General features: G+C 67.1%; 17 protein-coding genes. 5 read left to right on the top strand and 12 right to left on the bottom strand.

The window, feature by feature from the left end:
• The first annotated feature begins 2 nt into the window (after window positions 1-2).
• From AC1D3B_RS28975 to AC1D3B_RS28955, 5 genes are all read left to right on the top strand, one after another.
• Window positions 3-1,451 (top strand): NAD-dependent succinate-semialdehyde dehydrogenase, encoded by a 1,449-nt coding sequence (locus AC1D3B_RS28975; protein ID WP_478194117.1) that lies wholly within the window; start codon window positions 3-5, stop codon window positions 1,449-1,451.
• 54 nt (window positions 1,452-1,505) lie between these two features.
• Complete coding sequence (locus AC1D3B_RS28970) at window positions 1,506-3,008, top strand: aldehyde dehydrogenase family protein (protein WP_478194116.1); 1,503 nt, start codon at window positions 1,506-1,508, stop codon at window positions 3,006-3,008.
• A gap of 22 nt (window positions 3,009-3,030) precedes the next feature.
• Window positions 3,031-4,158: a zinc-dependent alcohol dehydrogenase family protein gene (locus AC1D3B_RS28965; RefSeq protein WP_478194115.1), complete on the top strand. Its 1,128-nt coding sequence runs from the start codon at window positions 3,031-3,033 to the stop codon at window positions 4,156-4,158.
• 97 nt (window positions 4,159-4,255) lie between these two features.
• The gene (locus AC1D3B_RS28960) at window positions 4,256-4,507 is read left to right on the top strand and encodes a type II toxin-antitoxin system ParD family antitoxin (RefSeq protein WP_478194114.1); all 252 of its coding nucleotides are present in this window, start codon (window positions 4,256-4,258) and stop codon (window positions 4,505-4,507) included.
• The gene (locus AC1D3B_RS28955) at window positions 4,504-4,821 is read left to right on the top strand and encodes a type II toxin-antitoxin system RelE/ParE family toxin (RefSeq protein WP_478194113.1); all 318 of its coding nucleotides are present in this window, start codon (window positions 4,504-4,506) and stop codon (window positions 4,819-4,821) included. Before AC1D3B_RS28960 ends, AC1D3B_RS28955 begins: the two co-directional genes overlap by 4 nt.
• A gap of 454 nt (window positions 4,822-5,275) precedes the next feature.
• Here the strand turns inward: AC1D3B_RS28955 and AC1D3B_RS28950 are convergent, their stop codons facing one another.
• From AC1D3B_RS28950 to AC1D3B_RS28895, 12 genes are all read right to left on the bottom strand, one after another.
• Window positions 5,276-6,748 carry an esterase-like activity of phytase family protein gene (locus tag AC1D3B_RS28950; protein WP_478194112.1) on the bottom strand — a complete coding sequence of 491 codons (1,473 nt, stop codon included), beginning with the start codon at window positions 6,746-6,748 and terminating at the stop codon, window positions 5,276-5,278.
• A 121-nt stretch (window positions 6,749-6,869) separates the two neighbouring features.
• The gene (locus AC1D3B_RS28945) at window positions 6,870-7,652 is read right to left on the bottom strand and encodes an adenylate/guanylate cyclase domain-containing protein (protein ID WP_478194111.1); all 783 of its coding nucleotides are present in this window, start codon (window positions 7,650-7,652) and stop codon (window positions 6,870-6,872) included.
• Complete coding sequence (locus AC1D3B_RS28940) at window positions 7,652-8,737, bottom strand: carboxymuconolactone decarboxylase family protein (protein ID WP_478194110.1); 1,086 nt, start codon at window positions 8,735-8,737, stop codon at window positions 7,652-7,654. Before AC1D3B_RS28940 ends, AC1D3B_RS28945 begins: the two co-directional genes overlap by 1 nt.
• Window positions 8,738-9,099: 362 nt before the next feature.
• Window positions 9,100-9,546, bottom strand: a complete 447-nt coding sequence (locus tag AC1D3B_RS28935) for a c-type cytochrome (protein ID WP_478194109.1) — start codon at window positions 9,544-9,546, stop codon at window positions 9,100-9,102.
• Window positions 9,547-9,738: 192 nt separating this feature from the next.
• Window positions 9,739-10,509, bottom strand: a complete 771-nt coding sequence (locus AC1D3B_RS28930) for an SDR family NAD(P)-dependent oxidoreductase (RefSeq protein ID WP_478194108.1) — start codon at window positions 10,507-10,509, stop codon at window positions 9,739-9,741.
• Window positions 10,506-11,081 (bottom strand): DUF2889 domain-containing protein, encoded by a 576-nt coding sequence (locus tag AC1D3B_RS28925; RefSeq protein ID WP_478194107.1) that lies wholly within the window; start codon window positions 11,079-11,081, stop codon window positions 10,506-10,508. The genes AC1D3B_RS28930 and AC1D3B_RS28925 overlap by 4 nt, the downstream gene beginning before the upstream one ends.
• 22 nt (window positions 11,082-11,103) lie before the next feature.
• Window positions 11,104-12,180: an SDR family oxidoreductase gene (locus AC1D3B_RS28920; RefSeq protein WP_478194106.1), complete on the bottom strand. Its 1,077-nt coding sequence runs from the start codon at window positions 12,178-12,180 to the stop codon at window positions 11,104-11,106.
• Window positions 12,177-12,926 (bottom strand): SDR family oxidoreductase, encoded by a 750-nt coding sequence (locus AC1D3B_RS28915; protein WP_478194105.1) that lies wholly within the window; start codon window positions 12,924-12,926, stop codon window positions 12,177-12,179. Before AC1D3B_RS28915 ends, AC1D3B_RS28920 begins: the two co-directional genes overlap by 4 nt.
• A complete protein-coding gene (locus AC1D3B_RS28910) occupies window positions 12,927-13,358 on the bottom strand; it encodes a Zn-ribbon domain-containing OB-fold protein (protein WP_478194104.1) in 432 nt (143 codons plus the stop codon). It abuts the gene before it with no gap.
• Window positions 13,355-14,539 carry a thiolase C-terminal domain-containing protein gene (locus AC1D3B_RS28905; RefSeq protein ID WP_478194103.1) on the bottom strand — a complete coding sequence of 395 codons (1,185 nt, stop codon included), beginning with the start codon at window positions 14,537-14,539 and terminating at the stop codon, window positions 13,355-13,357. The genes AC1D3B_RS28910 and AC1D3B_RS28905 overlap by 4 nt, the downstream gene beginning before the upstream one ends.
• Window positions 14,536-16,161 carry an AMP-binding protein gene (locus tag AC1D3B_RS28900; protein WP_478194102.1) on the bottom strand — a complete coding sequence of 542 codons (1,626 nt, stop codon included), beginning with the start codon at window positions 16,159-16,161 and terminating at the stop codon, window positions 14,536-14,538. Before AC1D3B_RS28900 ends, AC1D3B_RS28905 begins: the two co-directional genes overlap by 4 nt.
• Window positions 16,158-17,654 (bottom strand): FAD-dependent oxidoreductase, encoded by a 1,497-nt coding sequence (locus AC1D3B_RS28895; RefSeq protein WP_478194101.1) that lies wholly within the window; start codon window positions 17,652-17,654, stop codon window positions 16,158-16,160. The genes AC1D3B_RS28900 and AC1D3B_RS28895 overlap by 4 nt, the downstream gene beginning before the upstream one ends.
• Window positions 17,655-17,674 lie beyond the last annotated feature (20 nt).

The following is a 17,674-nucleotide window of genomic DNA, read 5'->3' as shown; positions in this document are numbered from 1 at the left end:
AAATGATTGCCTTGAAAGATCCGACCCTGCTACGCGATCGCGCATGGATCGCAGGCGTATGGGAGGCTGCCGATTCCGGTGCGACGCTGGTCGTGCGCAACCCCGCGACCGGCGACGAGGTCGGAAAGGTGCCCCGCATGGGCGCGGCCGAGACGGCGCGCGCAGTGGAGGCGGCGTCGCGCGCCTTTCCCGCGTGGGCGGCACTGTCCGTGAAACGTCGCTCCGACCTGCTGCGCCGCTGGTACGAGCTGATGATGGCCGCCCAGGACGACCTCGCGTTGATCATGACGACGGAGCAGGGCAAGCCGCTGGCCGAAGCGCGCGGCGAGATCGCCTACGGCGCCAGCTTCATCGAATGGTTCGCCGAAGAGGCGCGGCGCAGTTACGGCGACGTGATCCCGGCGACGCAGCCGGGTCATCGCATCGTGGTGTTGCGGCAGCCCGTGGGCGTGTGCGCCGCCATCACGCCGTGGAACTTCCCCAATGCGATGCTGGCCCGCAAGCTCGGGCCGGCGCTGGCCGCCGGTTGCACCATGGTGGTCAAGCCGGCATCGCAGACGCCGTTGTCGGCGCTGGCCATGGTGGTACTTGCCGAGCGCGCCGGCATTCCGCCAGGCGTGATCAACGTCGTGACCGGCGGTGCGGCGGAGATTGCCGGCGAGCTGTGTGCCAACGCCACGGTGCGCAAGATCAGCTTCACCGGTTCGACCGAGATCGGCCGCAGCCTGATGCGCGCCTGCGCCGACACCATCAAGAAGCTTTCGCTGGAGCTTGGCGGCAACGCACCCTTCATCGTGTTCGACGATGCCGACATCGACGCCGCGGTCGACGGCGCGATGATCGCCAAGTTCCGCAACAACGGCCAGACCTGCGTGTGCGCCAACCGCATCTTCGTGCAGCGTGGCGTGTACGACGCCTTCGCCGACAAGCTGACGCGCAGGGTGGCCGAGCTGCGCGTCGGCAACGGGCTCGAGGCGGGCGTGCAGGTCGGACCGCTGATCGACGAGCGCGCGCTGCTCAAGGTCGAGGCGCACATCGCCGATGCCACGGCCAAGGGCGCGATCTTGCGCACCGGCGGCCAGCGGCTGGGCGGCAATTTCCTGTCACCGGCCGTGCTGACCGGCGTCACGACTGCGATGCGCGTGAGCGGGGAAGAGACCTTCGGTCCGCTCGCGCCGCTGATCGGCTTCGACACCGAGGACGAGGTCGTGCGCCTGGCCAACGACAGCGAGTTCGGCCTTGCTTCCTATTTCTACACGGCCGACCTGCAGCGCTCCTGGCGCGTGGCCGAGCGGCTCGAGGCCGGCATGGTCGGCATCAATACCGGGTTGATCTCGACTGCCGAGGCGCCGTTTGGCGGAGTCAAGCAATCGGGCACCGGCCGCGAAGGTTCGAAGTACGGCATGGACGACTACATGGAACGCAAGTACGTCTGCGTCGGCGTGGCCTGAGGCTCTCGCTTCCTCGCTCATTCAGTTATTCAGTTCTTACCCAAGGAGATCCCGATGAACGCAATCACCAACCCCTGGAACCTGCTGCGCGACGATGTGCGCAGCTTTGTCGCCCGCCCGAAGAAGCTCTTCATCGGCGGACAATGGCGCGATCCGGTCAACGGCAAGACGCTCGATGTGTTCGATCCGGCGCTCGGCACATTGATCTGCACGGTGCCGGCGGGTGACGCGAAGGACGTCGACCTGGCCGTCGCGGCGGCGCGCGAGGCTTTCGAGACCGGACCATGGTCGAAGCTGAATCCCTCGGAACGCGGCAAGCTCGTGTGGCGCCTCGCGGACCTGATGGAAGCCCATGCCGACGAACTCGCGCAGCTCGAGGCGCTGGACAACGGCAAGCCTGTGACGGACGCGCGCGGCGTCGATGTCGCGTTTTCCATCGAGCTGCTGCGCTACATGGCCGGCTGGTCGAACAAGATCCTCGGCCAGACGATTCCGCTGTCGAACCCGGCCGAATTCCATGCCTACACGCTGCGCGAGCCGGTCGGCGTCGTCGGCCAGATCGTGCCGTGGAACTTCCCGCTGATGATGGCGGTGTGGAAGGTGGCGCCCGCGCTGGCGGCCGGCTGCACGATCATCCTCAAGCCCGCCGAGCAGACGCCGCTGTCGGCGCTGCGGCTGGCCGAGCTGGTGGAGGAAGCGGGCTTTCCACCGGGCGTCTTCAATGTCGTCACCGGCTTCGGCGAGACCGCGGGCGCCGCGATCGCTGCGCATCCCGACATCGACAAGGTCGCCTTCACGGGCTCGACCGAGGTGGGGCGGCTGATCCTGCGTGCCGCCACCGGAAACCTGAAGAAAGTCTCGCTGGAGCTCGGTGGCAAATCGCCCGTGATCGTGTTCGGCGACGCGGACATCGACCAGGCCGTGGCCGGCGCGTCGAGCGCGATCTTCTACAACAACGGACAGACCTGCACAGCGGGTTCTCGCCTCTACGTGCATCGCAAGGTCTATGACGAGGTCATGGAAGGCATCGTGCTCGAAGCCTCCGCGCTCACGATCGGCCACGGGCTCGACCCGGCCACGCGCATCGGGCCGCTGATCTCGGCCGAGCAGCGCGATCGCGTGGCGAACTACATCGATCAAGGCCGAAAGGCCGGCGCCGAGGTCCTGATCGGCGGCGGCAGGGTGGGCAATGCGGGCTACTTCCTGCAACCCACGGTGCTGGCCAACACGCATTCGGGCATGAGCGTGGTGCGGGAGGAGATCTTCGGACCGGTCCTGTGCGCGATGGTCTTCGACGACGACGACATCGAGAGCGTGGTGCGCCAGGCCAACGACTCGATCTACGGTCTCGCGGCGAGCCTCTACACACGTGACGTCAGCGTGGCGCATCGTGTTGCCAAGCGGCTGAAGGCCGGTACCATCGGCATCAACACGCACCATGTGGTCGACGTCGGCCTGCCTTTTGGTGGCTTCAAGCAGTCGGGCTGGGGCCGCGAGATGGGCTACGAGGCGATCGCGCAGTACACCGAGGTCAAGTCGATCGGCATCGCCCTGTGACCGCAAGGAAAGGAAGGCAGCCATGAAGATCAAGGCAGCAGTGCTCGACCGGATGGCGGCCGTGCCGCCGTACGCGAAGAGCCGGCCACTGACCATCCGCACGGTCGAGCTCGATCCCCCCGGACCCGACGAAGTGCTGGTGAAGATCGCCGCGGCCGGCCTGTGCCATTCGGACCTCTCGGTCATCAACGGCGACAGGCCGCGTCCGATGCCGATGGCGCTCGGCCACGAGGCGTCCGGCGTGGTCGAGGCGGTGGGACCTAGTGTGCGCGACCTGCAGCCGGGTGATCACGTGGTGGTCGTCTTCGTGCCGAGCTGTGGCCATTGCGCGCCCTGTGCGGAAGGCCGGCCCGCGCTGTGCGAGCCGGGGGCCGTTGCCAATGGTGCCGGCACGCTGCTGTCCGGCGAGCGGCGCCTGAGCGAGAACGGCGTACCGCTGAATCACCACCTCGGGTGTTCGGTCTTCGCCGAATACGCCACCGTGTCGCGGCGCTCTCTCGTCAAGATCGATCCGACGGTTCCGTTGGACGAAGCAGCCCTGTTCGGCTGTGCCGTGCTGACCGGTGTCGGCGCGGTGGTGAACACGGCGCAGGTGCGCCTGGGTGCCTCCGTTGCGGTGATCGGCCTGGGTGGCGTGGGCCTGGCCGCGCTGATCGGCGCGAAGGCGGCTGGCGCGCGGCACATCGTCGCTGTCGACCTGTCGGACGACAAGCTCGAGCAGGCCATGGCGCTCGGCGCGACCCACACGGTCAATGCCGGTGATCCGGAAGCCAGGGAGAAGATCCGTGCGCTCACGGACGGTGGTGTCGAGTACGCCTTCGAGTTTGCGGGCGCCATCCGCGCGCTCGACCTGGCCTATGCCGTGACGCGCCGCGGTGGCATGACGGTGACGGCCGGATTGCCGTCGTCGACCGCCAGCTTCGGACTGCCCGCCGTCAGCCTGGTCGCCGAGGAGCGCACGCTCAAGGGCAGCTACATCGGAACCTGCGTGCCGTCGCGCGACATTCCTCGCTATATCGAGCTTTACAAGCAGGGCCGCCTGCCCGTCGACAAGCTGCTGACCGGCCGATTGCGCCTGGAAGAGATCAACGAGGGCTTCGACCTGCTGCACGATGGCAAGGCGATCCGGCAGGTGGTGGTTTTCCAATGAAGGAGCAGTGGGGGACGGGCGCGCCATCCCGGACACCGCGCCCGCTCATCCACCAGGCAGTCTTGACAACTATTGATAGCCGCGCAATCATGGACACATGAGCACGAATACCATGAGTTTTGCCCTCCCCGAAGCCCTTCGCAGCTATGTCGATCAACGCGTGCGCTCGGGTCAGTATGGCAATACCAGCGAGTATCTTCGTGAATTGATTCGGCGAGATCAGGAAGAACAGGCAAAGAAGCGCCTGCGCGAGTTGATCGAGGAAGGGCTGCGTTCTGGCGGTGGTCGCACGCTCACGCGCAGGGTCGCGGCTGAGTTGAAGGAGCGTGCGTTGGGCGCTGCGCGTTGAAGCCAGCCAGGCTGCGACCACTGGCCGAGGAAGATCTTGTCGACGCCGCGACCTACTACGCGAAAGAGGGCGGGAGGGCGTTGGGCGAGCGTATGTTCGACGCGGCCCTTGCGGCTCTGAAACCGATTCAGCGTATGCCGGCGATGGGCTCGCCGCGAATGGGGCAGTTGTGCGAGATCGCCGGGTTGCGGTCGTGGCGCGTCGCGGGGTTCCCCATGCAGTGGCTTTACTTCGAAACCGAAAACCATCTGGATGTGGTTCGCTTGCTTGCCGACCGGCAAGATATAGAAGCTATTCTGAGTGCCGGCGATTGAAATTTGAACGGACCTCACCGCACGTTGATGCTCAACGAGCAATTGAAGGCGAGCATCCGTGCGAGGCTCAAAGTTCAGCGTCTCCCTAGTTCAACAACTTGCGCAGCAGATACGCGAATATTGCAATCCCGGCGAGCAAGGCCACGACTGTCGTGGCGACGCTTGAATCGGGCGAAGCAGATGGTCTTGCCGAACGCTCCGGATGTTTGACCGCCGCGGGCACCTGCGAAAGAGGATTCAAGATCGCTCCACCGGAATCGACGCCGGGAACCTGCTTCGAGTCCGGCGTTGCTGGCGCGCGTCTCGCTGGCGTGTCGTCACTCGCGGCGTCCGGCGCGGCGAATGGGTCGACTTCGCCCGCCGACGCGAGAGGGCAGGCAGCCAGGATCGCGAGAAGCAGCCCGGTCAGCAGCCTGGACGCAGCCTTCACGGCTTCGACGCGCCTGATGCCCGATCAATCCTCATCGCCATCGTGGTCGCGATCGCGATCGCGATCGCGCTCACGGTCGTCGTTCATGCGCTGCGGCACATAGCGCGGCAGGTCCCGATCGTCGAACGCGAAGACGAAGAACTGATTGGGGTTGTCGACCATTCCGCGCGTGCCATCGGTCGGAAGCTTGAGCGGATCCGCGATGGTGGCCAGGAAGTCGTTGTCGTTCGCGACGAAGAGCGTGTGCTTGGTAACGCCGTTGATCGTGACGTCCTGACCGAACGCGATGCCTTCGATCTTCGATGGGATGAGTCGCGGGTCGGTCCCTGCGGCAGTCAACTTCGCCACCACGTCGAGGAAGGGCGTCGCGCTCTTTTTCACGGCGTAGCTGCTCAGATCGCCCGATACTGCGCTGATGTCGCGGGCGCCCTCGATATCGATCACGTAGAGCTTCTTGATCTTGGCGGCCGATGCGGTGTCCGTCAGCAATGGCGTATCGGCCCTGCCGGTCCCGTCGCGCTCGTCGACCAGGAACTCGTGGTTGTTGATCGCAAGAACCTCACTGACGCCCGAGCCATCGGTGAGGAGGTACGCGTATTCATGGGTGACACCGGTGTAAGTGTCGATGGTCACGATACGCAGGCTTCCCATCTTGTCCTGCTCGAGAGCGGCTTGCATGAAGCCGACCAGCGTCCGGCCGTCGGGTGTGATGGCCAGGCCTTCCATGCCTTTGTTGGCGACACGGCCGACCGAATTGCCGTCGATCTCGACCGTGCCTCGCGTGCTCAGCTTCGTGACCGCCAGGTTGGCCGGCAGTTTGAAGCTGCGCACCCGCTTGCCGCTGGAACGGTCAAATTCGTGGACGTAGGGGCCGTACTCGTCCGAGACGTACACGCGATCGCCATCGTTCGAGACGCGAATGCTCTCCGGGTCCAGGCGGGCGTTGAGCGGATTGGTGGAAGGCTGGGCAGGATCGAAGTTGTCCGAGCGCCCGGTGAAGTAGAAGCGGCGCGCTCCGTTCAGGGCTGGCGCACCCGAACCGATCGGCGTCACTCCGTCGATGCGGTTGCCGAGGGCCACGCCGGTGCCGTAGACCAGCGGCGTCGGGCTCGACAGCAAGGTCGTCTTCCGCAAGGTCGGCGTGAGGGTGAAGGGCAGCGCCGAGCCCGCATCGCTCGGTGCCAGCGAGAGGCGCAAGGTGTGGAATCGCACGATGTAGGACACCGTATCGTCGACCAGAGGGTTGTAAGGCTTGGCATTCGGGCCGCGATCCGGCAATGCAAGGAAGGTGGTGCCTCCCGCATAGGCCAGGCCGGAGCCCATTCCGCCCAGGCGATTGCCGGGGACGCCGTTTTCGAGCGGCGCCGCGGTGCGCGCGGAGAGGTCCTCGTACGCGCCGCTGACGCTGCCGATCGCGATCAGGTCGACGCCCGCATGGGCGGCAGGGATCAGGGCCGTGGCAACCAGCGCGCGCAGCAACGATGTCTTATCGAACATTCAACTTCTCCTGTGCGCCTTGGTTGGCGTGGCCAGATCCTCGTGGCCCGCCATGACATTTCAGTGACAGTCGTTTCTCGCTCATCGATTCTTCCAACCTGGAGAGCGTCGCGCACTCGGCCTACTCCCCTTCAGCCTCGACGTAGTAGGTCTGTATCGGCGCCTCCTTGCCCTTGACTGTCACCGGCGGCATCGGCCGCAAGCGAAATTGACCTTCGACCGTGCGGCGAATGTCTTCCGTGATCAGCAGGTCGACCTGAAACTTGCCGGTGAGCCCTTCGACACGGGAGGCGACATTGATTGGATCGCCTGTGACGCTGAACTTGGAGAGCCCCGCAGTGCCGATCACGCCCGCGACCACTTCTCCGCCGTGAATGCCGACGCCGAAGCGCAGTTCAGGCAAACCCTTTTCACGCAATGTGTCGTTGTAGCGCGCCAGCTCAGTGCGCATGGCCAATGCAGCCATGACGGCGTCTCGCGCCTGCCAAGGGTTGGGTTCCATGGCGCCGAACAGGGCCAACAGGCCGTCGCCCACGAATTCGGTGACGTGGCCGTGATGGCGGGTGATCGCGACCGTCATGTGGCGAAAGTAGTCGTTCAGGATGCTCACCGTGACTGCGGGGTCGAGTCGGTCACACAAGGCCGTGAAACCGCGCAGGTCGGCAAATAGCATGGTCACCTGGCGTCGCTCGGGCGCAAACGGGTCGCCGCTACCGGTGAGTCGCTCCACCACATCAGCTGGCACGAAGCGCTCGAACTGGCCTTGCAAACGCTCCAGCTTGTCATCGGCGGCCAACAGCAGCCTTTCGAGCTGCGCGTTCCGGCGGTGACCTCGCAGGACGAGCGCTGCGGCACCCGCAATGGCGATCGCGCAGAGTCCGGCCAGAAGCCAAGCGAGCGTCATCACCTCATCAGCATGGCGAGTCGGACGGTCCCGTTCGCGAGCGCTGCGACGCCGATGGCTTCCAGCAGCGCGGCGTCGCCCAGTTCGGCCCCGAGCGCTTGCGTCGTTCGCTGAATCGTCGACGGCGTGTAGTACACCGTGTCGCGCGCCCAAGGCAGGAGGCCGGCTTCGCGCTGCGGCAGACTGGGGCAGCGCAGTGTCGTCATGGCGTTCGCTATCTCCGTGCGAGTGAGGCCCTCTTCGAGCAGCAAGCGGATCGACTCGGCCTCGCAATGCGGGCAGCCGAGCGTGCGCGCGACCACCGCGAAGATCAGCGCCTTGGCGCTGCGGCTCAGCGTTCCGGGTTCGAACGAGCCGTCGAGCGCCGCCTTCATGATGCTGCCCGCCCGCAAGCCGGCAAGCGGCGCCAGTACCACGCCAAAGGGGCCGGCTGCCAGCGTGGCATCGTCCAGCAGCGATACAGCCGGCTTGTTCGGCGCGAGCTTCTTCATCAACGGCATCGCGATGGCGAGCAGCCAACGCATCGGTCCATTGGCCATGCGTTCCAGCTTCTGCTCCGGCGGGCAAGCGATCAGCGTGGTGACACGGTTGAAGAAGCACCCGAGCGAGATCGCAAAGGCAATCTCGCCGATCTGCGTCGGCGAATAGCCACCCTTGAGCAGGGCGGCACGCTCGGCCTCGGCCGGACGCGGCCTCGATCGAGCCAGGCTTCGGCAGAAGGCGAGATACGCGCGTTCCTTGTCGTCTAGCTCGGCCATCTGCGCGTCGCGTTCGACCTGCTGTATGAAGGACTCGGAGTAGCCGATCACCTTCATGAAGGCGCGGGTCGCGCCATAGCAGTAGCGGCACGAGTTCTCCTGCGATGTCACCATGTTGCCGATGCGGTACAGCCGCTCCGGCAGGGTGTCAGGAACGTAGTTCATCGATTCGTAGGACGCCTCGCGCAGCCAGGGGATGGATGCGACCCGGCGGTCGACTTCCATGGGCTGGGCCCCGCGGCGCTTGAGTTCCGCTTCCCATGCCGCATCGCGCGTGACCGGCACGACCGGCTCACTCCACTGGATATCGCTCAGCATTTCGGCCATTGGGTCCTCCACCACATCGCACGCAAGCATTTCTCACCAGGTTGCAGCGCAGCTGCCGCAGAGCGCCCGGCGTCGTGGCGGCTCAGAAGATGCGAGCGCCCTTTGGTGGTGATTCTGACGCAAGGCCGAGCGGCCCGTTTGGCCGACCGCCGATCGAGCGTCTTGCTGCGGCTGGGCCGGCTCGCCGACATACCAGGCGTCTCGGAGGAATCGGCGAGCACGTCCAGCCAATCCGGGAGGTGCTCAGCGAATTGCCAGTCGCTCAAGGGGTCGCTAGGCGGAGGCCATCGGGGGCATCCCGCTGATTGGAATCGGGGCGGTGTCCTCTACGAACATCTGGGGGTTGCCTAGGCAGGCCGATGCTACTTCTGCCTGAAGGTGTCGTGGCAGGTCTTGCAGGTCTCGCCCAACGGGCCCATGGCGGCTTTCAGTGCGTCGAGGTTGCCGGCTTTCGCGGAGACCAGGACCTTCTCCGTGTCGGACATCAGCCTCTCGCTCAGCTCCTTGAATTTCGCCTGCTCCCGCCAGATCTCCGGCTTGGCCTTGCCGCCTTCCGTGCCGGGCCCGAATCCGGCCCAGGGAAGCCTCGATATTTCGGCCACAACCTCCGCGTTGGCCACCGCGGCCGTCGCGTCGTAGGGCACCCTGCCGCCGGCCATGGCACCCAGGCGGGCGACGTGCTGGCTCTGGAGGAACATCGCGCTCTGACGGTACTTGATGGCATCTTCGGTCTTGGCGAACTGCGCGCCGGCCGACATGGCAAAGCCGCCGCAAGCGGCAACCAGGATGAGAGGGAAAAGGGCTTTCATTCGTTGATCCTTCTTGTTCGCGCACTGCGGAGTGCGGTGATTGCCGGTTTGGATTTGCTGCGGTTCGAGACTGACGGCAGCCCTCGGCGCGGTTGATTCCGGGCTAAGGCGGAGCGTTCATTCCCGGAAACTCACGACCGGTTCAATACCCGTGAGGTAATCAAGGGCGCACCGCAACCTTGAGCACGCCAACTACATCCAGCTCAGCGTCTGGCCGCCGTCGACGGTGATGACCGCGCCGGTCATGTAGCGGCCTGCGTCCGAAGCCAACAGCAGGAAAGCGCCGTCCAGCTCGTCGAGTTGCCCGAAGCGGCGCATCGGCGTGCGCTTCAGCATGGCTTCGTGAAAGCCCTTCTGGCCGAGCACCGCCTGCATATCGGTTTCGATGTTGCCCGGGCACAAGACGTTCACCCGGATGTTCTTGCCGGCCAGTTCAAGCGCCATCACCTGGCTCAGATGGATCAGTCCGGCCTTGGATGCGGCATAGCTCGCCATGAAGCCGCCGGCGCGCAGCCCGGCGGTCGATGCTACGTTCACGATCGAACCGCGCTGCAGAACGAGCATGCGTCGCGCAGCCTCCTGCGCGACGCGAAAGGCGCCCTTCAGATTGGTGTCGACAACACGGTCGAGGTCATTGCCGGCATGCCCGACGAAGCTCTCGGCGTGAAGGACTCCGGCATTGTTGACGAGCACGTCCACCGGTGCGCCGAGCAGGCGATGCGCCTCGTCGAAGGCCGGGCTGACGGTCGTCTCATCGGTCACGTCCAGGTACACGGACGCCGCACGATGGCCGGCCGCTTCGAGCTCGGCCGCGGCCGGGGCGGTGCGTTCGGTGCGCCTCGCCGCAAGCGCGACGGCCGCGCCTGCGGCCGCAAAGGTCTGCGCCACGTGCAGGCCGATGCCGCTGGACGCACCGGACACCAGCACGGTCCTGCCCTGCAGGCTGAAGATGCCGTCCTTCATGGCCGGCCTCCGGTGCGCCAGGCCGCATCGTGGAACACGATCGCGACCGTCTCTCCTTCTGCTCGCCAGACCCGGCATCCGTCGATAAAGAACGGCTTCTGCAAGCGATGCATGGGCGCAGCGAGCGGGTCGGCGCCCTGCGGGTCGTCGCCGCCGCACAGGGCCTGGAAGGCCGTGGTCGCAATCGGTTCGAAGAGCGACACCAGGTGCGTGCAGCTCTGCCTGCCACCGAAAGTCTCGTACACCCGCGCACGCCAGCCACGGGCGAGCGGCGCGCCTACCAGCGCCGCGAACTCATCGGCCGGCGCAGTGCAGGCCGTGAACGGCGCGTCGTCGCTCGACGACTCGACGTGGCGCACGATCAGGTCGGCGTCGATCGTCACGCGGACCCACATGTCATGAATAGGCTCTCCCGCCGGAATGCGCCCCCGGCGAAAGTCATTGCTGTCGAACGCCTTGGTGTCGCGCAGATGAGCTTCGATATCCCAGAGGCCGTCCGAGCGGCGATAGGCGCGCGTCTCGACGGTGCGACGATGAACCGCTCGGCGCTCCACGGGGATCGACAGGGCCATGTGAGTCTCCGGCTTCGGTGCTTCAGGGGATCAGGCGTGCGGCACGCATGCGGGCCAGGTGCCCGAACAGCGAGGCTTCGGTCGACACCGTGTCCTGGAAGCCATGCTCCCGCAGCTTGACCGTGGAAGACATGTCGTCCCAGGTCGCGGCGAACAGGAAGTCGCCGAAGCGCCAGTTGGCCAGTTGCGACAGCCGCAAAGGCTGCAGGCCGTGGTCCGCGACGATGCGTTCCCATTGGGGCTGCGCGTCCGCGAATTCGCGCTGCAGCGAGGTCGGTGACACCCTGCCATCGGGCACGCCGAAGAACTCGGCGAGCTTCGGCCAGAGGCGGCGCCAGCGGAAGTAGTCGCCGTTGATCACGTTGTAGTCCTGGTCGGCGGCCCGCGCGTCGGTCGCCGACCAGATCATGGCGCGTGCCAGCAGGTCGCAATCGGTGCACTGTGAGATCGCATCGAACGCTGCCTGCTTGCCCGGGAAGGCAAAGGGCCTGCCCAGCGCCTTGCACAGCGTGCCGTAGGCTGCCAGCAGCGTGACGCAGTTGTGCGGGTACTGCGTGCCGACCCCCAGCACGATGTGCGGCCGCACCGTCGACCAGGTCCAGCCGCCGCGCTGGGCCCGTCGACGCATCTCGTCGTGTTGCGCGAAGTAGAACACCGGCGCCGCGCAGCGCGGATCGTCCTCTTTCGCCGGCGTCGCATAGGGGCCGAGGTGGCTGCCGTACCACTTCGTGCCGTGCACCAGACACACATGCGCAAGCCGGCTTCCCGCGCCGTCGAGTGCATCGAGCAGGTTCGCCAGCATGGCGAGGTTGGCGGCGGTCTCGCGTTGCGCATCGGCGTCGCTTGCGCGAGCGGCGAAGAACACGTGCGTGATCTCGTTGGCACAAGGCGCAAGGGCGCTGCGACAGGCTGAGGCGTCGGACAGGTCGAGCTGGACATGGCGATGGCTCGCCGGCGCGTCCGCAGGCGCCACGCCGCGCGCAAGACCCACGGTGCGCCATCCCGCGGCCTGCAGGTGCACCAGCAGGCTGGCACCGACCAGACCCAGCGCGCCGGCAACCAGGGCACAGCGCGGAGGAGCAGCAGAGGCGCCAGTCATCGGCGTTCCCGGGTCGGCAGCAGGACCATCTCGCTGACCGACACGTGCGCTGGCTGCGACAGCGCGAAACAGATCGCGCGGGCGATGTCCTCGGGTTCGAGGTACTGCGCGAAGCCCTCGTAGAACGCTTCTGCCTGCGCCGTATCGCCGTGCAGGCGGTGGCCGGCAAAGCCGCTACGCACGACGCCCGGCGCGATCTCGGTGATGCGCAGGCCGCTGTCGGTGTAGTCGGCGCGCAGCGCCTGGGCGAAGCCGCGCAGCGCATGCTTGCCGGTGCTGTAGGCAGCCAGGCCGGGTGTCGCGCGGCGCGCGGTGATGGAGCCGACGATCACCACATCGCCTGCGCCGCGCGCCAGCATTGCAGGCAGGCAGGCATGCGTGAGCCGCATCGTGGCCTCGACGTTCAGCCGCAGGCTGCTTGTCCATTCATCTACGGCATGGTCATGGAATGGCTTGCCGCCGCCCAGGTCGTGCCCGGCGCAATGGACCAGCGCCGTCACGCCTTCGAGCGCGTCCGGTGCCGCGCGCCGCAAGACCTGCGCCGGATCTTCCAGGGCCAGGTCGCCGGCACCGTAGCGGACGGCCCCGAGGCCGGCGATTTCCGGCGGCGCCGCTTCGCGTCGGCCCAGTGCCACCACTTGCCAGCCCTGCGCCGCCAATTGCAGCGTGGTCGCCTTGCCGATGCCACTGCTCGCGCCAGTGACGACCGCCAGGCGCGGCGTGGAGTGATCGAGCCTGGCCGCCATCTACAACTCCACAGACGTTGGGCGCCAGCGCGGCAACGAGATCTCGGGCGAGACATCTTCGAACCAGACTTCGACCTGGAGGCCGGCCCGCACGCGTTCCGGTTCGATGCCGGTCAGCAGGCCGGGGACCAGGAGCCCGGGCTGCTCGGCCAGTTCGACGATGGCGCTCACGAAAGGCACCAGGCGCTGCCAGGCAACATCGACTGTGCGCCGCACCACGATCCAGCTGTAGATGCGGCCGCGGCCCGACATGTCGATCCAGGTGAAGGCCGGCGATGCACAACGGTCGCAGCCGGATCCCGGATAGAAGCGGAACTTGCCGCAGCGGTCGCAGCGCTGGACGATCAGTCGGTGGTCGTGCGCCGCCTCCCAGAAGGGCGCCGTGGTGCGCGTCGGCCGGGGCAGGGGAAGGTCGATCGTCTCCGTGTTCATGCATCCACTCCGAGGATCAGTGCGCTGCCTGTCGAGGTCGCACCACCGGCCGTGACCAGGCCGAGTTCGGCGCCCTGCACCTGGCGCCTGCCCGCATGCCCGCGCAACTGGCTCACCGCCTCCACCGCGTTGTTGAGCCCATGGATGTAGGCCTCCGACAGCAGACCGCCGGCGGTGTTGACCGGCAGCTTGCCGCCGATGCGCGCATGGCCTTCCCGGAAGAAGGCGCCGGCCTCACCCTTCCTGCACAGGCCGAAGTCCTCGAACTGGCCGATGACGCTGTAGGTGAAGCAGTCATAGACCTGCGCGAAATCGAGGTCTCCGCGTTCTATGCCGGCCATGCCAAACAACCGATCGGCAATGAAGCGTGCATAGCACTCGGCATGGTCGGGCCACGAGTTGCCCCACATCAGGCCCCGATTGGCCGGGCCGCTGCCGGTGACGCCGGCACGCACCGTCACCGGCCGATGGCGCATGTCGCGTGCCCGCTCGGTCGAGGTGATGAGCAGCGCGCAGGCGCCGTCGCTCTGGAGGCAGCAGTCGTACATGCGAAACGGCTCTGCGATCCAGGGCGAGGCGCGGTAGTCGTCCAGCGTCATCGGCGTGCGCTTCATCGCGCGCTCGTTGTCGGCCGCGTGCGCGCGGCTGTTCATCGCGACGGCCGCCAGGTCTTCGTCAGTCGTCCCGTACTTGATCATGTGCCGCCGGCACAGGAGCGCGAAATGCTGGGCCGGCATGGTGATGCCGCAGGTGTCCAGAAACTGCGGTTCCGAATCCGAATGGATGCTGCTTTCGGCCAGCAGTTCGGAAAAGCGCGCCCCGCCGTAGCGCACGCCCGAAGCACCGTTGAGCGCGCGGTAGACCAGCACATTCGTGGCCTGCCCGGTCGCCACCGCCATCGCGGCATGCAGCACCACGCCGCAGGCCATGTTGCCGCCGGCACCGTAGTCGGCGTAGTGGTTTACCACCGGCAGGCCGAGACCTGTGGCGACCACGCTGGTGGTGGCCGTGTCGCCGAGGCCAAAGCTGACGATGCCGTCCACGTCGGCCGGCACCAGCCCGGCGTCGTCGATGGCGTTGCGGCAGGCTTCGAGGGCGAGCGCATCCACCGGCTTGCCGCTGTTGCGTGTGTAGTCGGTCCAGCCGATGCCGGCGATGGAAGCTGCGCTGTTGAAGTTCATGTCTTGCATTCGGGAGGGGAGGCCGGACGCACGCGGGGTGCGGCATCCGGCGCGATCCAGGTCTGGTCGGTGACGCCGCGCTCGCGCAGTTCCTGCTTGCGCACCTTCTGCGTCGGCGTCTTGGGCAGCGCCGCGAAGAATTCGATGAAGCGCGGCACCGCGAAGGACGGCATGCGCGCCACGCAGAAGGCATGCAGCGCGGCGGCGTCGGTCGCCGCGCCCGCCTTGCCTACCACGCACACCTTCACTTCCTGCTCGTTCTCGTCGTAGGGCGATCGGATGCCGATGGCCGCCACCTCCGCCACCGACTCGTGCTGCATCACCACCTGCTCGACCTCGAAGGAGGAGATGTTCTCCGCGCGCCGGCGGATGCAGTCCTTCATGCGGTCGACAAAGTAGTAGTAGCCGTCGGCGTCGCGCCGCATCGCATCTCCGGTGTGGAACCAGAGGTTGCGCCAGGCCTTCACGGTCTCTTCGGGCATCGCGTTGTAGCCGGCCATGAAGCCGTGCGGTGCGTGGGCTCGGACCTGCAACTCGCCCACTTCGCCGTGCGGTAGTTCGTGGTCGGTTTCAGGGTCGGCGATGCGGCAGGCGAACCAGCGTTCCACCACCTTGCCGCACGAACCCTCGCGGCGCGGTTCGCCGCGTGGCTGGTAGAGCGGGCAATTCGCTTCGGTGGAACCGTAGAGCTCGGTCAGCTGCACGCCGAAGCGGGCCTCGAAGTCGGGCGCGAAGGCCGGCATCGGCACCGCGCTCGCGATGCGCAGTGCGTTGTCGCCGTCATCCCGCGTGGCCGGCTGCCGATGGACGAAATCCGTCATCACCCCGAGCAGGTTGGTGACGGTGGCGCCGCTCGCGCGCACCTCGGGCAGCCAGCGGCTGGCGCTGAACTGCGCGGCGAGATGCACATGACAGCCGGCGATCAATGCCCCGTAGACCTGCAACGCCAGTGCGTTCGTGTGGAACAGCGGCAGCGCCGAATAGAAGATGTCGTCGCGGCCGATGCCCATCTGCTCGATGTAGACCTGCGGATTCAGGAACATCTGGGCGTGGGGAATCATCACGCCTTTCGACGTGCCGGTGGTGCCTGAGGTGTAGACGATGGCCGAGAGGTCGCGCGGCGTGACCTGCGCGTCGAGTTCGCGCTCCGGTGCGCGGCGCAGCGACTCGAAGTCGATGGCCTGCAGGCGCTGCGGGCGCGGCGCCGCTTCGGCGACCGGCCCCGCAACCACCAGGATTTCGAGGGCCGGCATCGCCGCTTCGGAGGCCAGCACCACCGGCAGGAACAATGCGCCGACCACCATCACGCGCGCGCCGGAGTTGCTGGCGAGGTGTTCGAGGAAGCTGCCCCGGTAGGCGGTGTTGACCGTCACCAGCACTGCTCCGAGCCGATTGATGGCGAACCAGGCCTCCACGAACTCGGTGCAATTGGGCAGCATGACCAGCACGCGATCGCCGAAGCCGACGCCCAGTTCGCGCAGGCCGTTGGCGATGCGGCGCGAGCGCAGCTCCATCGCGCCGACCGTGAGCGCAGGCCCGCCCACCATCGAGAAGAACGCGCGCTCGGGCGTTGCGCGGGCGCGCGCTTCGAGCACGGCGGGAAGGGACCAGGAGTCGCTCATGGAGAGGTGGTGTCGGATGAAACGGAGGTCGTCGCGTGCGCCGCGTGGCGCCCGGCGATGCGGCCAGAAGTGAAGGCCCAGCCGAGGTGATGGCCGTGACCTTCCAGCAGCAGGCCGCCTTGGCCGGTGGAGCCTGCGGCGTAGAGGCCGCGCACCGGCGTCGCACCGCGCACGACCACCTGCAGATCGGGCGTGACCCTGACGCCGCCGTCGGTCAGCACGACAAAGGCGTGGATCGGACCGAGCGCATGGAAGGGGCCTTGCGTCAACGCGCCTTCGATCGCGGTCGTGGCCAGCACGTCCGGGGGCATTCCCAGTTGCGCAGCGAGCGTCTTCGCATCGGGCGCCTTCGTATGCAGGTCGGGGCGCGTGCGTACGTAGTCGCCGAAGTAAGCCCAGGCAATGCCCGGTGCAGTCGACACCGCATGCGGCGGCGCGCTGTAGCGCTGCGCCAGCCGCGCGTCGAAGACCAGCCAGGCGCTGCGTGCGGGCGCCGCGGCCACCGCCTTGCCCAGGCTGCCCTCGACGGGTGCGATGCGCCGGCCGTTGCGGTCGACCAGCAGCACACCGTCGGCGAAAAGGTGCGCCTCGGGGCCCAGCACCGTGGTCATGAAGCGCATCACCAGCGGGCGCACCGCCGCGCTGGGCAGGTGATGCAGCATCCACGCCATGACCCGCGTGAGCGGTGCCCACGGCGGCATGCGCTGCGCCAGGCTCTTGCGTCGCGGCGCCGCGAATCGCATCACCGGGCCGAGGATCAGGTCGCCGTTGAGGATGTCGCCGCCAATGTCGAGCACCATGCGCTGGCAGTCGCCCGTGTTGGTTTCGTTCACTGCCGGAACACGCGCCAGGGCGTCGGAGCCAAAGCGCGCCTTGAACTCGGCGCTGCCGCTGTAGTCGCCGCCAGCCAGCACCACGCCGCAGCGCGCGCGGTAGTGCACCGGCTGGTCGTCGGCATCGCGTGCATCGATGCCGCGCACCGTGTTGCCGTCGCCATCCAGCACGACGCGTTCGGCGCGGGTCGAGACGTGGATGTCGACACCGGCGCGCCGCGCCGCACGCGTCAGGTGGTAGACGTACGAGCCGGAGGTCGGCAGCACGTTGTGCATGCGCGGAAGCCGGTGCGGCGGCTCCGGGCCGGGGCCGAAGAATTCGATGCCATGGCCGCGCAGCCAGGCGACGGTCTCGGTCACGTTCTGCACCAGCGTGCGGCGCAGCGCGAGGTTGTCGCGTGGTGCGAGCGCCCCGGCCAGCTTGGCCATGTCCTCGAAGTGATGCTGCGGATCGTCCTCGATGCCCTTGCGGCGCTGGTCCGGCGTGCGCGTTGCGGTGATGGAGCCGACTGACCAGCCGGTGCTGCCGCCGGTGCGCGAGTTCTTCTCGATCAGGACGACGCGGCGGCCCGCGCCGGCGGCTTCGATGGCCGCGGCCAGACCGGAACCGCCGCCGCCGACGACCAGCACATCGGTGTCGACGGTTCGAAGGGGCTTCACACGGGCGTCCATCGCATCGC

The sequence above is a fragment of the Variovorax sp. P5_A3 genome (assembly GCF_056400665.1).
Note: the sequence above shows the minus strand (reverse complement) of the source record. Positions and strands in the feature narration are given on the sequence as shown.

Bases quoted from the DNA above. Each gene is read 5' to 3' on its own strand.
- AC1D3B_RS28975 (WP_478194117.1), top strand. From the start codon at position 3: ATGATTGCCTTGAAAGATCCGACCCTGCTACGCGATCGCGCATGGATC.
- AC1D3B_RS28970 (WP_478194116.1), top strand. From the start codon at position 1,506: ATGAACGCAATCACCAACCCCTGGAACCTGCTGCGCGACGATGTGCGC.
- AC1D3B_RS28965 (WP_478194115.1), top strand. From the start codon at position 3,031: ATGAAGATCAAGGCAGCAGTGCTCGACCGGATGGCGGCCGTGCCGCCG.
- AC1D3B_RS28960 (WP_478194114.1), top strand. From the start codon at position 4,256: ATGAGCACGAATACCATGAGTTTTGCCCTCCCCGAAGCCCTTCGCAGC.
- AC1D3B_RS28950 (WP_478194112.1), bottom strand. From the start codon at position 6,748: ATGTTCGATAAGACATCGTTGCTGCGCGCGCTGGTTGCCACGGCCCTG.
- AC1D3B_RS28945 (WP_478194111.1), bottom strand. From the start codon at position 7,652: ATGACGCTCGCTTGGCTTCTGGCCGGACTCTGCGCGATCGCCATTGCG.
- AC1D3B_RS28940 (WP_478194110.1), bottom strand. From the start codon at position 8,737: ATGGCCGAAATGCTGAGCGATATCCAGTGGAGTGAGCCGGTCGTGCCG.
- AC1D3B_RS28935 (WP_478194109.1), bottom strand. From the start codon at position 9,546: ATGAAAGCCCTTTTCCCTCTCATCCTGGTTGCCGCTTGCGGCGGCTTT.
- AC1D3B_RS28930 (WP_478194108.1), bottom strand. From the start codon at position 10,509: ATGAAGGACGGCATCTTCAGCCTGCAGGGCAGGACCGTGCTGGTGTCC.
- AC1D3B_RS28925 (WP_478194107.1), bottom strand. From the start codon at position 11,081: ATGGCCCTGTCGATCCCCGTGGAGCGCCGAGCGGTTCATCGTCGCACC.
- AC1D3B_RS28920 (WP_478194106.1), bottom strand. From the start codon at position 12,180: ATGACTGGCGCCTCTGCTGCTCCTCCGCGCTGTGCCCTGGTTGCCGGC.
- AC1D3B_RS28915 (WP_478194105.1), bottom strand. From the start codon at position 12,926: ATGGCGGCCAGGCTCGATCACTCCACGCCGCGCCTGGCGGTCGTCACT.
- AC1D3B_RS28910 (WP_478194104.1), bottom strand. From the start codon at position 13,358: ATGAACACGGAGACGATCGACCTTCCCCTGCCCCGGCCGACGCGCACC.
- AC1D3B_RS28905 (WP_478194103.1), bottom strand. From the start codon at position 14,539: ATGAACTTCAACAGCGCAGCTTCCATCGCCGGCATCGGCTGGACCGAC.
- AC1D3B_RS28900 (WP_478194102.1), bottom strand. From the start codon at position 16,161: ATGAGCGACTCCTGGTCCCTTCCCGCCGTGCTCGAAGCGCGCGCCCGC.